This is a genomic window from Lactobacillus apis, from assembly GCF_003150935.1.
Lineage (GTDB): Bacteria > Bacillota > Bacilli > Lactobacillales > Lactobacillaceae > Lactobacillus > Lactobacillus apis.
The window spans coordinates 1,535,735-1,551,390 of record NZ_CP029476.1 but is presented as its reverse complement, the minus strand read 5'-3'; the positions used below and the strand labels follow the sequence as shown (position 1 = coordinate 1,551,390).

Annotated in this window: 7 protein-coding genes; 6 read left to right on the top strand and 1 reads right to left on the bottom strand. The window is 36.2% G+C overall.

Going from position 1 to position 15,656, the window contains the following annotated elements:
- Positions 1–30: 30 nt before the first annotated feature.
- From DKL56_RS07300 to DKL56_RS07280, 6 genes are all read left to right on the top strand, one after another.
- Positions 31–1,104 carry a P1 family peptidase gene (locus tag DKL56_RS07300; RefSeq protein ID WP_109715934.1) on the top strand — a complete coding sequence of 358 codons (1,074 nt, stop codon included), beginning with the start codon at positions 31–33 and terminating at the stop codon, positions 1,102–1,104.
- 555 nt (positions 1,105–1,659) lie between these two features.
- A complete protein-coding gene (locus DKL56_RS07295) occupies positions 1,660–4,101 on the top strand; it encodes a BspA family leucine-rich repeat surface protein (RefSeq protein WP_109715933.1) in 2,442 nt (813 codons plus the stop codon).
- 549 nt (positions 4,102–4,650) lie between these two features.
- On the top strand, positions 4,651–5,415 hold the full coding sequence (locus DKL56_RS07290) for a MucBP domain-containing protein (protein WP_109715932.1): 765 nt from the start codon (positions 4,651–4,653) through the stop codon (positions 5,413–5,415).
- A 653-nt stretch (positions 5,416–6,068) separates the two neighbouring features.
- Positions 6,069–6,401: a BspA family leucine-rich repeat surface protein gene (locus DKL56_RS07985; protein WP_420812390.1), complete on the top strand. Its 333-nt coding sequence runs from the start codon at positions 6,069–6,071 to the stop codon at positions 6,399–6,401.
- 251 nt (positions 6,402–6,652) lie between these two features.
- Positions 6,653–6,754, top strand: coding sequence for a MucBP domain-containing protein (locus DKL56_RS07995; RefSeq protein ID WP_476737640.1), 102 nt, complete (start codon positions 6,653–6,655; stop codon positions 6,752–6,754).
- A gap of 681 nt (positions 6,755–7,435) precedes the next feature.
- Positions 7,436–13,084, top strand: a complete 5,649-nt coding sequence (locus DKL56_RS07280; RefSeq protein ID WP_109715930.1) for a MucBP domain-containing protein — start codon at positions 7,436–7,438, stop codon at positions 13,082–13,084.
- A 422-nt stretch (positions 13,085–13,506) separates the two neighbouring features.
- Here the strand turns inward: DKL56_RS07280 and DKL56_RS07275 are convergent, their stop codons facing one another.
- The gene (locus DKL56_RS07275; RefSeq protein WP_109715929.1) at positions 13,507–15,636 is read right to left on the bottom strand and encodes a BspA family leucine-rich repeat surface protein; all 2,130 of its coding nucleotides are present in this window, start codon (positions 15,634–15,636) and stop codon (positions 13,507–13,509) included.
- Positions 15,637–15,656: the final 20 nt, after the last annotated feature.

Below are 15,656 nucleotides of genomic sequence, written 5' to 3'. Positions count from 1 at the left end.
GAAGACAATTTATAATTAAAAGGAGCAAAAATGGGACTTAACAAACCACTTTTATTTGCGCTTAGTGATACTAAGCCCGGACCAAAAAATCTAATTACAGATGTTGCTGGCATTACAGTCGGCCATAAAACCATTGTTACTGACCGTCTTAGAACAGGCGTAACAGTAGTTAAACCTTGTCAGGACAATATCTTCCGCGAAAAAATGCCAGCAGCCGCTCATGTCATTAACGGCTTCGGCAAAAGCACTGGTCTTGTACAAGTAGAAGAATTAGGAACAATTGAAACACCGCTCGTTTTAACTAACACCTTAAGCGTTGGGACTGCTTCAATGGCTCTTGTCAAAAGAATGCTTTCCGAGAACCCTGAAATTGGCCTTTCAACTGGTAGCGTTAATCCAATTATTATGGAATGCAATGACAGCTCAATTAACCATATTCGCGATTTAGGGGTTACCGAGGACGATGTCAACGCTGCATTTGATGCTGCAACTACTGACTTTGCAGAAGGTGGTGTTGGTGGTGGAACAGGCATGCGTTGCTATGAACTCAAGGGCGGTATTGGTTCTGCTTCAAGACAGGTAGAAATCGACGGTAAAACTTTTACAATGGGCACACTTGTTATGTCCAACTTCGGTCTCAGCACTGACTTAAACATTTATGGTCATGCAATTGGTAAAAAGTTTGTTGAAAATAAAGATAGCAAAGAGAAAGGTAGTATCATTACTATAATTGCTACTGACATTCCGTTTAATTCACGTCAATTAAAACGAATTGCAAAACGCTCTAGTATCGGAATCACACGTAGCGGCTCATTCAGTGGTAACGGCAGCGGTGAAATCACCCTTGCCTTTTCAACTGCGAATCGCGTCAGCCATTTTCCTGAGCATGAATTAAGTACCATTCAGGCAATCACTGATGATAAGATTGACCGTTACTTCAGAGTTACTGTTGATATCGTCAACGAAGCAATCCTCAGCTCCCTGGCCCATGGTCAAACAACTCCAGACCGTGACGGCAAACCAATTCTAGGTTTAAAGGATGCTTTAATTCAACTAGGCAATGACGAAGAAGCATTACAATTACGAAAAGATTTAGGAATATAATTTATTAGTTAGAAAGCTCTGACATTTTATAAAATGTCAGAGCTTTTTTGCTATATTTGAAACACTAAAATTATGAGTCAGCATTTTCCTAGTTCATTCAAATTAACAAAAATTTGAAATCAGCAATATAAATTACGTACTATTACTTATATTTTGAAGCTAGAAATAATGTTAATTAACTAAAAGTTGATTATAAAATATACATAAATACTTTTTATATAACTAAAGTACTTATTAACAATAATCTAAAAAGTAGCACATGTTGTTATTTAAATCAGTAACATCATTAATAGGGAATCTATAATATTATTGCCATAGAAGTATTATTACTCAAAAACTAGCAAGAACGTTATTTTGGATTTAAATATTTGTTTGATAAATAATTGTCATGTCATGAAAGTAAGCAGATTATTATTATTTTATCAGCTTTTTTTATGTTTCCATTTTTTGTTCACAATGTTTTTGGCCAATGCTAATATTTAAATACACGTGTACAATATACATAAATATATAAACCAGCGAATTTAGATTAATAGTAGGAGGAAGCATATATAAATGAGCAAAAATCACGATATTTATAAAATGAGTGAAAGGCTATTTGTCACTAGTATGACGGCTGCTGCGCTTGGTGTACTTTGTCTTAAGCCACAAACTGCTAAAGCAGATAGTGTACCTAGGGATCAAACTGTAGTGAATCGAGAAAATGCTAGCGCCGGTCAGACAAATAATGGCGATGATGGATCTGTTAATGGTAACGAGCAAACTAATTCCAGTACTGTAGACTCAGATGATAATCAAGTCCTTTCCGATAATGCATCTCTGGATAGCACTTCAGGTAATACAAATGTTGCTACTAATGATCTTAGCGAAGATAGTAGTGACAATACTTCTTTAATTGGGCAAGGCATAACTGCAGATAATGTAAAAAATAAGGACAAGATTTCTGCAAGAAAATTAACTAAATCTGCAAAGTCTCAGACATTTGATTGGGGAAACATCAAAGTTAGTTGTGATGTAAATGATGATGATACTGCTGTTATCACAATTCCGGGCAACTCGAATTCTGAGCCATTTCAGTTTGATGAATCTCTTACAAATGCCTTAATGAGAGCGTATGGTAACGTTCCACCAAAAGTAACTAAAATAGTTATAACTGGTCCTTTAAAAATAAAAGGCTCGGCTGCTTACATGTTTGATGGCTTATACAATGAAACTAGTTATGATAAGCTCGAAAATGTGACGGAAATTGATGGACTAGAAAACCTTGATACTTCTGAAGTTACAGATATGTCGCACATGTTCAACTTTTTAACGAGTTTAAAGAGCATCAACCTTAGCAATTTTGATACTTCAAAAGTTAAAAGCATGGAGGGCATGTTTGAGGGCTGTAGAAGTCTAGAAAATATTGAGCTAGGGAATTTTGATACCAAAGAAGTCACTAACATGGCAAGTATGTTTGCATTTTGTGATAAGCTACAAAGCCTTGACCTTAGCAACTTTGAAACACAAAGTGTTACTGATATGAACCAGATGTTCTATAAGTGCCAATCCTTAGGAAGTATTAATTTTAATTCCAATAATTTTATTACTAAGAATGTTACAAACATGTCGCATATGTTTGAAGAATGTATAAGTTTGACAAATCTTGATACCAGCAATTTTGATACCTCAAACACTATTGATATGTCCTTCATGTTCTTAAACTGTGAGCAGTTGCCAAAAATTGATGTAAGTAGTTTTAACACTGAAAAAGTCCAGAACATGAAACGTATGTTTTACAACTGTCAAAAAGTAACTGAACTTGACGTAAGTCACTTTAATACAGATAAAGTGACAGATATGTCAGACTTATTCAATAAATGCTACTCTATAAAGAGTCTTGATTTACGTAACTTTAGTATGAATTCGTGCAAAGAAGATTCTAAGCATGCGGGTATGCTTAGTGATTTATTTAATCTGGATACATTAAAGTTAGGCAACAAAAACTTTACGTTGCAGCGCACAAACTTATACTTATACAATAAAGATGATGATTTTATTTGGATAAATATGGGAGAAGCTAACAATCTGCCTAAGCGACTCATTCAGTGGTCAAGCATTAAGTTGGAAAATTGTTATAATCCGCAATATGATTATGATACTTATAAGCGAATATCTACTGAAAATGCCTGTTCTGTCCATTACGTTGATGACAAAGGTAATTCTTTTAAAAGCTTTGACCATGTTGAATATGGTGAAGAAAAAGATGAAATTGATCCTCCTAAGTCTATTACAGGATATACTCTTAGTGCCATAAAAGTTGATGGTGAAACATACACTAAGGATTTAGATAAAGTAAGGCCCACATTTACAAAAGAAAAGCGGGATATTACTTTTGTTTATACGGCTAACAAGCAACCAGATGATCCAAGTACGCCTGTAAAACCTGATACGCCCGTAACTCCCAACCAGCCTAATACTCCTGATCATCAACGTGTTCAAGCTGGCAATGTTACTGTTCATTATCAAGATGAAAGTGGCAACACTGTTGCTCCTGATGATGTCATGACAGGGTACGTTGGTGATGGTTACGTAACAAGTGCTAAAAGCATTACTGGCTATGTGCTGAAGACGAGACCTACCAATGCTACAGGGTTCTTTAATAATTTTCCCCAAAGCGTTACGTATGTTTACAGTGACAGGAGTTCCATTACGGAAAACATTGGTGCATCGTCTGATCCAAATACTCCAACCAGTTATAATACAAGTAATGTAAATAGACCTTCTAAAGCTCCCAAATACCCTATTTATAACGCCTCAACTAGCTCAGTAGAGCCTGAGCACATCAACTTCAGACCAGCTTCAAAAGATCCGTCTGTTAATGAAAATAATTCGAAGGCATTACCCCAAACTGGTAATAACAAAACAGAAAAAACTTCTCTCTTTGGTCTCGGTTTACTCGCAATTTTGAGCAGTTTAACCAGCGGTTGGTTTACACACAAACGCAAAGAAAATTAATAACAGTGATACTTGAAAAACAAAGCTAGAATACGATTTCTTAATTTGAATTGTATTTTGTTGCCGTGTTTAAAGAGTTTATGGCAGAAAAGTAAAATAACTAAATGAATAATTATCACTATTATATGGTTATATATGAATATTAAAATGGGATTGATAAATATATGTAATATAGTATATAAAATAACGAAAAGCGCCTAAATCATTATCCAATAGCTAAAAACGTTCTTTGCACCTGTATATCAACATTTTTATATCGTGATTTTTGAAAATCTAGGTTTAATAAAATTAAGTTATAATGCAAATGTTTCAGTATAAGTACCCCAGTTTATACTAAACTGGTCTATACTCCTGCCACAGAGCCGTTCATCAGACTTTTAGTGTTATAAGTTACAAGTATTAAACTATTAACTATAAGTGTCTATTAGTTTATACTATACTTTTAAAAAAAGACGTGTTACACTTTAATAGTCATAAAAGTAATTTATATTATTCAAATTTTATTCAAATTTTGTTTATTTGAAAGAACAGAAAAGCAAGTGCATAAAAATGAATAGACAAATAAACGGGCATTTAAAATTTAAGAAATTACTATTGAATACCTTAGCAATGATGGCTTTTGGCACAACTTTAATTGGGACTAATCCTGTTTTTGCTACCACTATTGGTTCAAAAACTTCTTTTCCAAAAGTTTCCGACAGAAAATTAGCTACTTCTGGTGCAGGAAAAAGCGCCGTGCCTAAGAAGGAAAAATTAAGAAGAAGAACACTAAAAAAAGGTGAAAAAGTTGGTTCACAAACTTTTATCCTAGGTGCTTCTGACGGTACAATGACAGACACTGAGAATGCAGGTACTGTTCCAACTCCTAGTGACAAAGGATATGTTACCGTGCATTATCTTGATAGGGCAGGTAATCAAATTTTGCCTTATAAGACCTTGCAAGGCAAAATTGGTCAAAGCTATGTAAGCTACGCCCAGAATATTCCAGGATATACACTATCTAATCATCCAGAAAATGCAACTGGTATTTTCTCCGCCAATCAACAGTCAGTTAATTACATCTATAACTATACAGACAATAAAGCTAACCTTGATACAAAGAAAGCCGGAGCTGGTGTTAGGATTGCTAATTCTAACACCATCAATCACGATTCACAGAACTCCAAAAGCAGTATGCAAAGCTCTGTGGATTATGGCTCTCTACCGCACACAGGTATAAACAAACCTATGCAAGTAGCTATTTTAGGATCAGGATTCTTATCAATATTTGGAGGTTTGATAGGGATGCATAGTAGTCGTAAGGGAACGAACTAAGTAAGCTATCAAACATGAAAAGCATCGAGTAATTATTAAACTCGATGCTTTTTGCATGTTATCTTTATGACTAACCAATTTTCGGTAATCAAAACCTATTAATACGTATAAAAAGTTATTATCGCTTAAAAAGGCTTTAATCAGCAGTTCAGCTCTAATATCTTTAGGACTAGTTCCCAACCTCAACTAGTTAAAGCAAACAAAGCTGTTACTAATCAAATGATTAATAAACAAAATCCAGGTAATAAGGCTGCAGCAAATCTAGAGAGCCATTTCCATTCAAACGAGAACTGTGGTCGAAGAAAGTCAACCTGAATCAGCTAGTGACAATGACTCAAATAACATCTCGTCCCCCCTTCTAATGATAGTACTAACGAGAATCATACTAATCAACCTAATACTGCCCCTGAGAAAGATAAGATATATACTGGCAATATTAAGGGATGGGATTTCACCTTTAACAAAACCAAGGAATTGCTAAGCATACATGGGGGAACAATGGTAGCAAAAGAAAACTGGCCAATTGGTATCACAGATTGGTACATTGAAGCGCCCAATGAACCAGACAGCTACATACCACTTTATTCCGTTAAAAAATAGAAATTGTCGGAAAAGTAAAAATAATTGGTAGTGCATTTTCCTTATTTTTCGAATTGCCATATTTAGTTGAAATAAGCGGCTTGAATAATCTAGACTTTTCCGAAGTCGCTAGCATGCCACACATGTTCGAGTTCTGTTCCGCACTAGAAAAAATAGATTTGGAATCCCTAGATACTTCAAATGTTACTAATATGTCATACCTATTCCAAGACGATTACTCATTACGCGACATTAATATTGCTAATTTCGATATGTGTAATGTTATAAATTTTTCTGGAATGTTTGCTAACTACGCGAGCTTAAAAAAGCTAGACATAAGTAATATTAATTCTGTTGGTAGCTCAATAGATTCTATTTGGGAAATGCTATCGGACGTGGTTATTTAAATCCTCTAGTATTAGGTAGTAAAACGGCTCTAGTTTTAGAAAACAATAAGGTCCTAATTACTCGGAGCTAAATATTCGATGCACATGGCTAAATGTCGGTAGGAGTTTTCAGCATTCTGTCAAAAACATAAGTTATCTATTCAAAGTTCTACAGGTATCATTCATAACCAAGTTGAAAGTGGAAACACGATTGCCCTGGATAAAATCTTAAGTGGCAGCATTAGCGACGGTTACGTCACATCTGCTAAAAAATCAATGATTATATTTTTAAAAAACGTCCAGAAAATGCCACTGGTTTCTTTCATAGTAATCCACAAGGAATTATTTATATTTATTGTCCCTGCAATCATTAGCTCACCAATAGCGAATGACACAAAAGACTCCGCATAATCTTGTAAGTAGTACCAGATCTAGTCATATTCAGCATGTGGATAGCAACACTAGTAGCCAAAATCCAAATCATGTTTCTGTAAATTCACAATTGCCTGAAACGGGTTCTAATCGTAATCAACAGCTTTTAACACTTCCTATTGGATCTATTATTACAATAAGTACAGGGACCATTACTTTATTAAGCACCAAAACTAAAGTTTCTTAACACAGATTAGTATATATATATATATATATATACTAATCTGTGCTTTTGTGTGTTAGTCGTGTCTATAATTATACTTCAGTTCGTTGCTTGTTATACACTATAGCTTAAGCTTATCGGAAAAATATATTAAATTACTATTGATTAATTGGTAGTTAATTCCTAAAATATAATCATGGACATTTTACTTTTTAATTGTACTATCAAAAAGTAAAATAAATAGTCCAGCATTCATGAACATAAATAAAGAAGCACTTTTAAGCTGTAATATTGAATATCTATTTTGTTTTCAAATCGCAATAGTTTTTTGAGTATTCACTATTAAGTAACTAAAACTAGGCTACATGCTACATTGCTTAAATTACATGTTTTGTTTACATTTTCGCTTTTATTTGCGTATCTATACAAAATATAACTGGACAGAAAGGTACTATCCACAATGAGGAAAATAAATAATTCAAAGAGCAAACTACTATTTAGCAGTTCTGCAACCCTACTTTTAGGCTTATTTTTGACTAATCCTCAATTAGTCAAGGCTGACAAAGCAACTACTAAAGATTCCCAAACGCCAACAGAAGAAGTTGTAAATAATACCAACAATAGTGTATCTACAACTGAAACAACTACTAATAGTGCTACATCGCCGACACAAGGGGGCAATGATGATGCACCGGATGATGACATTGTCTATGATAGCTACCAAGGTATCAAGTTATACTACAATAATACTAGTAAAGTGTTAACAATTACTGGTGGGACTCGAGCAATTCAAGCTGGAACTTCTTTTTCTAATTTGGTTTTACATAAGGACAATAAAGACTACTCACTTAAACTAGCAAAAAAAATAAACATTGTTGGCAGAGTAGATCTTGGAACAGACGGAGCCAAGGAACTTTTTAGTGGTTTTGAAAATATTGAGAAAGTCACTGGAATGAACAAGTTAGACACTTCTAAGTGTACTAGTTTTACTTCAATGTTTTCATATTGTGAAAATTTAGTTGATATCGATGTTTCAGGTATGGACACATCCTCAGTAAAATATACATACCAGATGTTTTTTAAATGTCCTAAATTGCGTAGTATAGACTTATCAAGTTGGACCGCTCCGAACTTAGTCGATGTGCGTCAAATGTTCTGCTGGGATGAGAGCCTGGTTTCAGTTAAATTTATCAGTCATACTTCCGGTGCCTTAAGCTACCTCTCCGATCTCTTTTATGGTTGTAGCAGCCTGACTACTGTAGATTTAAGTAAAGTAGTTTTAAACAATAATCCTTTAACTAATCCCACGCAGACACTGCTTAGAGCATTTCAAGGTTGCACTAGTCTTAAAGAACTAGATTTATCTAGTTTAGATATGCGTAACATTGAAACTCCAGATATGCTGTATGATCTCCCTAAACTGACTGTCTTAAAACTAGGTAAAAAAACTAGGTTAGATAATGACTGTGGCTTAGAAAACCCTGGTACGTGGCTAAATGTCGGTAAGGGACACACTATTAGTAACCCAGAGGGTAAAAAAAGATGGAGTTCAAAAGAGTTAATTGCTAACTATTCTAGCAGTGCAAGCTCGTCAATGGATTTTGTTGAAGATACATATGTACTTTTTGGTGAACCAGTTACTTTACAGTATTTAGATGAAAATGGTTCAAAGATTCATGAAGACACTACTTCCTGCGGCATTATGGGAGAAGAAGGCGTAATTACTGCTGAAAAAATTCCTGGATATTTTTTAAAAGAGGGTCAGCCATCTTACAATATTACCTATACTGACAAAGCGCAAACCTTCAAATTGGTTTACACTACAACTCCACCAACAGGTGCTAATGTTACTGTTCATTACCGGGATGAAGCTGGTAAGGCCATTGCTGATGACGTGGTCTTATCTGGTTATTTGGAAAGCGAATATAGTTCAGAAGAAAAAACTTTCCCCGACTATGTTCTAAAAGACAAGCCTGCTAATGCTAAGGGATATTTTAGCACCATACCACAAGAAGTTACTTATGTTTACACTAAGAAGACCGTATCTAACGTTACTGTTCATTACCGAGATGAAAATGGTCAATCCATTGCTGATGACGAAGTCCTTTCTGGTAAACTCGACAGTAGTTATGAGGCCAAGTCTAAAGATATCGATAACTATGTGTTAGTTAAGACACCTGATAACGCTAAGGGACATTTTAGCAACGACCCACAAGAAGTAACGTATATCTACACTAAGGTAGATGGAGGCAACATCACTGTTCACTTTAGAGATAAAGCTGGTAAAACCTTGGCGCCTGATCAAGTTCTCACTGGTAAGCTTGATGATTCATATGAAACTAAGGCTGAGGAGATTAAAGACTACGAGGTAGCTGAGCAGCCTAATAACGCTACTGGTAAATTTACTCATGAACCACAAGAAGTAACGTATATCTACACTAAGGTAGATGGAGGCAACATCACTGTTCACTTTAGAGATAAAGCTGGTAAAACCTTGGCTCCTGATCAAGTTCTCACTGGTAAGCTCGATGATTCATATGAAACTAAGGCTGAGGAGATTAAAGACTACGAGGTAGCTGAGCAACCTAATAATGCTACTGGTAAATTTACTCATGAACCACAAGAAGTAACGTATATCTACACTAAGGTAGATGGAGGCAACATCACTGTTCACTTTAGAGATAAAGCTGGTAAAACCTTAGCGCCTGATCAAGTTCTCACTGGTAAGCTCGATGATTCATATGAAACTAAGGCTGAGGAGATTAAAGACTACGAGATAGCTGAGCAGCCTAATAACGCTACTGGTAAATTCACTCATGAACCACAAGAAGTAACGTATATCTACACTAAGGTAGATGGAGGCAACATCACTGTTCACTTTAGAGATAAAGCTGGTAAAACCTTAGCGCCTGATCAAGTTCTCACTGGTAAGCTCGATGATTCATATGAAACTAAGGCTGAGGAGATTAAAGACTACGAGGTAGCTGAGCAGCCTAATAACGCTACTGGTAAATTTACTCATGAACCACAAGAAGTAACGTATATCTACACTAAGGTAGATGGAGGCAACATCACTGTTCACTTTAGAGATAAAGCTGGTAAAGCCTTGGCGCCTGATCAAGTTCTCACTGGTAAGCTTGATGATTCATATGAAACTAAGGCTGAGGAGATTAAAGACTACGAGGTAGCTGAGCAGCCTAATAACGCTACTGGTAAATTTACTCATGAACCACAAGAAGTAACGTATATCTACACTAAGGTAGATGGAGGCAACATCACTGTTCACTTTAGAGATAAAGCTGGTAAAACCTTGGCTCCTGATCAAGTTCTCACTGGTAAGCTCGATGATTCATATGAAACTAAGGCTGAGGAGATTAAAGACTACGAGGTAGCTGAGCAACCTAATAATGCTACTGGTAAATTCACTCATGAACCACAAGAAGTAACGTATATCTACACTAAGGTAGATGGAGGCAACATCACTGTTCACTTTAGAGATAAAGCTGGTAAAACCTTGGCGCCTGATCAAGTTCTCACTGGTAAGCTTGATGATTCATATGAAACTAAGGCTGAGGAGATTAAAGACTACGAGGTAGCTGAGCAACCTAATAACGCTACTGGTAAATTTACTCATGAACCACAAGAAGTAACGTATATCTACACTAAGGTAGATGGAGGCAACATCACTGTTCACTTTAGAGATAAAGCTGGTAAAACCTTAGCGCCTGATCAAGTTCTCACTGGTAAGCTCGATGATTCATATGAAACTAAGGCTGAGGAGATTAAAGACTACGAGGTAGCTGAGCAGCCTAATAACGCTACTGGTAAATTTACTCATGAACCACAAGAAGTAACGTATATCTACACTAAGGTAGATGGAGGCAACATCACTGTTCACTTTAGAGATAAAACTGGTAAGACCTTGGTGCCTGATCAAGTTCTCACTGGTAAGCTCGATGATTCATATGAAACTAAGGCTGAGGAGATTAAAGACTACGAGGTAGCTGAGCAACCTAATAACGCTACTGGTAAATTCACTCATGAGCCACAAGAAGTAACGTATATCTACACTAAGGTAGATGGAGGTAACATCACTGTTCACTTTAGAGATAAAGCTGGTAAGACCTTGGTGCCTGATCAAGTTCTCACTGGTAAGCTCGATGATTCATATGAAACTAAGGCTGAGGAGATTAAAGACTACGAGATAGCTGAGCAGCCTAATAACGCTACTGGTAAATTCACTCATGAACCACAAGAAGTAACGTATATCTACACTAAGGTAGATGGAGGCAACATCACTGTTCACTTTAGAGATAAAGCTGGTAAAACCTTAGCGCCTGATCAAGTTCTCACTGGTAAGCTCGATGATTCATATGAAACTAAGGCTGAGGAGATTAAAGACTACGAGGTAGCTGAGCAACCTAATAATGCTACTGGTAAATTCACTCATGAACCACAAGAAGTAACGTATATCTACACTAAGGTAGATGGAGGCAACATCACTGTTCACTTTAGAGATAAAGCTGGTAATACCTTGGTGCCTGATCAAGTTCTCACTGGTAAGCTCGATGATTCATATGAAACTAAGGCTGAGGAGATTAAAGACTACGAGGTAGCTGAGCAACCTAATAACGCTACTGGTAAATTCACTCATGAGCCACAAGAAGTAACGTATATCTACACTAAGGTAGATGGAGGTAACATCACTGTTCACTTTAGAGATAAAGCTGGTAAGACCTTGGTGCCTGATCAAGTTCTCACTGGTAAGCTCGATGATTCATATGAAACTAAGGCTGAGGAGATTAAAGACTACGAGATAGCTGAGCAGCCTAATAACGCTACTGGTAAATTCACTCATGAACCACAAGAAGTAACGTATATCTACACTAAGGTAGATGGAGGCAACATCACTGTTCACTTTAGAGATAAAGCTGGTAAGACCTTGGCTCCTGATCAAGTTCTCACTGGTAAGCTCGATGATTCATATGAAACTAAGGCTGAGGAGATTAAAGACTACGAGGTAGCTGAGCAACCTAATAACGCTACTGGTAAATTTACTCATGAACCACAAGAAGTAACGTATATCTACACTAAGGTAGATGGAGGCAACATCACTGTTCACTTTAGAGATGAAGCTGGTAAAACCTTGGCTCCTGATCAAGTTCTCACTGGTAAGCTCGATGATCCATATGAGGCAACGCCTAAGGACATTACTGACTATGAGTTAGTTAAGATACCTGATAATGTTAAAGGACAATTTAGTAACGCCCCACAAGAAGTTACATTTGTTTACACTAAGAAGGCTGGGGCTGATGTTATTGTTCACTTCCAAGATGAAGACGGTAATACCATTGCCCCTGATGAAACCCTCTCCGGTAAACTCGATGCTAGCTATACAGCTAAACCTAAAGATATTACTGACTACGAGTTAGTTAAGACACCTATGAACGCTACTGGTACCTTTGGCCACAAAACTCATGACGTCACTTTTGTTTACACTAAGAAGGCTGGGGCTGATGTTATTGTTCACTTCCAAGATGAAGACGGTAATACCATTGCCCCTGATGAAACCCTCTCCGGTAAACTCGATGCTAGCTATACAGCTAAACCTAAAGATATTACTGACTACGAGTTAGTTAAGACACCTATGAACGCTACTGGTACTTTCGGTCATGATGCACAAGAAGTAACATTTGTTTACACTAAAACTCGTGTTAATCCTACACCTACTCCATCTCCTACACCAAGTAAGGGTTCGGATACCCCAATAGCTGGGGCAGATGTCACTATTTACCATCAAAATGAAGCTGGTAAAACCCTTGCCCCTAAGGAGATCTTAAAAGGTAATTTAGGTGAAGGATATGTCTCAATGTACAAGGAAATCGCTGGCTACATACTGAAAGTTCGACCGACCAATGCAACTGGATTCTTTGATTCTGTTCCTCAAAGTGTTACTTATGTATACAGTAAAGTTAAGTCTGTTGGTAACGCTTCAATAGCTGGTAAACCTAAAAAGAAGGCAAAGCATAAAAATAAACGTAAGCGTAGCGTCTTAAAAACTAAAAATAAAAGAACTCACAAGCAGAGTAGTTTTAAAAGAAAAAAGTAAGCAAGTGCATAAGTATTTACCTACTATAGCAATTGATGAATTTAAAACCCAGTTAGCCTTCCTTATAGAGCTAACTGGGTTTTATCTTGCACAAAAGCACTAGACTAATTTTAATAAACAAGTGGCGAGATTATATTTTTGCGATCAAAATTGGCTAGAGTCGAATAACTTTTATGATATTGATCACATTTGATAAAAAGCTAGTCATGTTACCAATAAACTGGGGACCTGAATTTTTAAGACAAACAGACTACTTGCAAGAAGCAACTACTTAAAATCGAAGCTTGTGCACAGTACGTAAAAATAGACAAACAAAAGAACACGATTCTGATTAAAAACAGAACCGTGTTTTTAAGTTTCAAATAACTATAAGATATTAATCTTTAAAGTTATTCTAGTTAATACAAGTAATTGGGGATAGACTAATCACTATTGTGTTTTTTCTTATCATCTAACTCAATGCCAAATAGACTACTTAATAATAATACACATAGACCTAATAATGAGAATGTATTGTCTTGCGTAAACCCAGTTTGAGGTAATGTCCTTTCTTTCGAAGAGGCGGTAGAAACTGAAGAGACTTGATCTTTTTGAGAATCAGTTTTTTGTGCACAGTGGCCTGAAATTGCTGACTTCTTTTGGCTAGCTTTATTAGTGGTGCCAGTCTTACTGTTACTTTTTGCCGGAACAACGTTTTCGTTCTCATTATCAGTGCCGATTTGGCCCGCTTTTTGATAAACATAAGTAACATTCTGAGGGTTGCCACTGAAAAAGCCAGTTGCATTATTAGGACGTTCCAGTAATACATAACCAGGAATTTCTTTTGTATTTGAAATATAACCATCGCCAATGTTGCCACTTAAAATTTCATCAGGACTAAGTGTTTTGCCGTCCTTATCCTGATAGTGAACAGTAACATTTGCTGCCTTACTTGGTTCAGGAACACTCGGGGTGCTTGGAGCAACTGGTGTTTCAGGCTTTTTAGTGAAGTGAATGTAGCGATCGGCATCTGTAGCTGGATTGTAGTTTGTTGTTAATTCGTCTGAAGACCAGTTTTTTGAAGCTTCCGGATTATTGTCATTATTATGTGTACCGTGACCTACGTTAACCCATTTTCCTGGCGTATTAAGCTTTGCATCCTTAATGTTGTTCTTATTACCCAATACTAAAATATCTAATGAGTCTAGGTCTTCCAACATTTCGTCAGAATTGGTTACAGCAGACATATCAAAGTTGTGAATATCTAATTCTTTTAAAGCATTGCTTTGATAAAACATCCATTTCATATTAGTGACTTTTGAAGTATCAAAGCTACTAAGATTAATTTTGGTTAGTTTAGTACTTTGGAACATGTATGCCATGTCAGTAACTTTTGAAGTATCAAAACTGCTTAGATCCAGTTCTTTCATATTTTGTAGATGATAGAACATTGAATTCATATTGGTAACATTCGTGGTTTTAAAGTTATTGCCAAAAGTTATGTCAGTTAAGTTATCACAAACACTGACTAAGTGGGACATATCAGTGACATTTCTAGTGTCAAAACTGCTTAAATCTAGTTTAGTTAAGCTATAGCATTTGCTAAAAAGTCCAGCCATGTTAGTAACATTAGCAGTGTTGAACTTACTCAAGTCTATGCTTGGCAGCTTTGCACATAGATAGAAAAGATGCTGCATGCTTTTAACACTTGAAGTATTGAAGCTGTTCAGGTCAATGCTAGTTAAATTAATGCATTTTTCAAACATTGAAGTCATATCAGTAACATTACTGGTATCAAATTTTGTGGAGCCATTAGCAGCTGTTAAAGTTAAGTTTGTTAGAGCTTCACAATCATAAAACATTGAGTTCATAATTGTGACGTTAGTTGTGTTTAGTTGACTAACATCAAGTGACGTTAGCTTTTGACACATACTAAACATGTGATCCAGGTTAGTAACGTTAGCAGTATTAAGCTGGCCTAGATTTAAACTAGTTAAATTAACATCATGATCAAACAAAAATGATATGTCGTTTACGTCAGAAGTATCAAGTTTTTCTAACCCATTGATTGTGGTTAAATTATCTAGCTCACTAAAAAGCCCTCTAATTGAACCACTTAACTTGATAGGGCCAGTAATATTAACTGTTTGAATTTTTGTCGTATCAATAGCACCTAAATTATCACGAATGCGTCTAGGGTCTGTTATCGTTTTAGAACTTCCAGGGATCGTTAGTGTTTTACTGACGTCATCATAGGTTACATCATCTATCCCATTCCAATTTACAGTTTGAGCTGATTGAGTTAGTGAAGAGACAGGAGTATCAGTTTCTGTTTGTACTTCTTGGTTATTCTCAGTTGGTGCAGTTGTTGGGCTTTGCGTATTTTCTGCTTGTTCTGCACTGGCTGAGTCAGAGTCTACTTTGTTTGCTTGATTGGCGGGTGCTGATTGACTAGTTGGCAAGCTGTCAGCTTTTACATGTTTAATATTAGTAGAAATACCAACTAATGCAGAAGATGCAATAGCGCCAAACAGTATTTTCTCTGCTTGTTGAACCTTGATTTTTTTGCTCATTTTAATATTCCCTTTACTTT

What these genes read in the sequence shown, in the direction of transcription:
- DKL56_RS07300 (WP_109715934.1), top strand. Translation starts at nt 31, where the DNA reads ATGGGACTTAACAAACCACTTTTATTTGCGCTTAGTGATACTAAGCCC.
- DKL56_RS07295 (WP_109715933.1), top strand. Translation starts at nt 1,660, where the DNA reads ATGAGCAAAAATCACGATATTTATAAAATGAGTGAAAGGCTATTTGTC.
- DKL56_RS07290 (WP_109715932.1), top strand. Translation starts at nt 4,651, where the DNA reads ATGAATAGACAAATAAACGGGCATTTAAAATTTAAGAAATTACTATTG.
- DKL56_RS07280 (WP_109715930.1), top strand. Translation starts at nt 7,436, where the DNA reads ATGAGGAAAATAAATAATTCAAAGAGCAAACTACTATTTAGCAGTTCT.
- DKL56_RS07275 (WP_109715929.1), bottom strand. Translation starts at nt 15,636, where the DNA reads ATGAGCAAAAAAATCAAGGTTCAACAAGCAGAGAAAATACTGTTTGGC.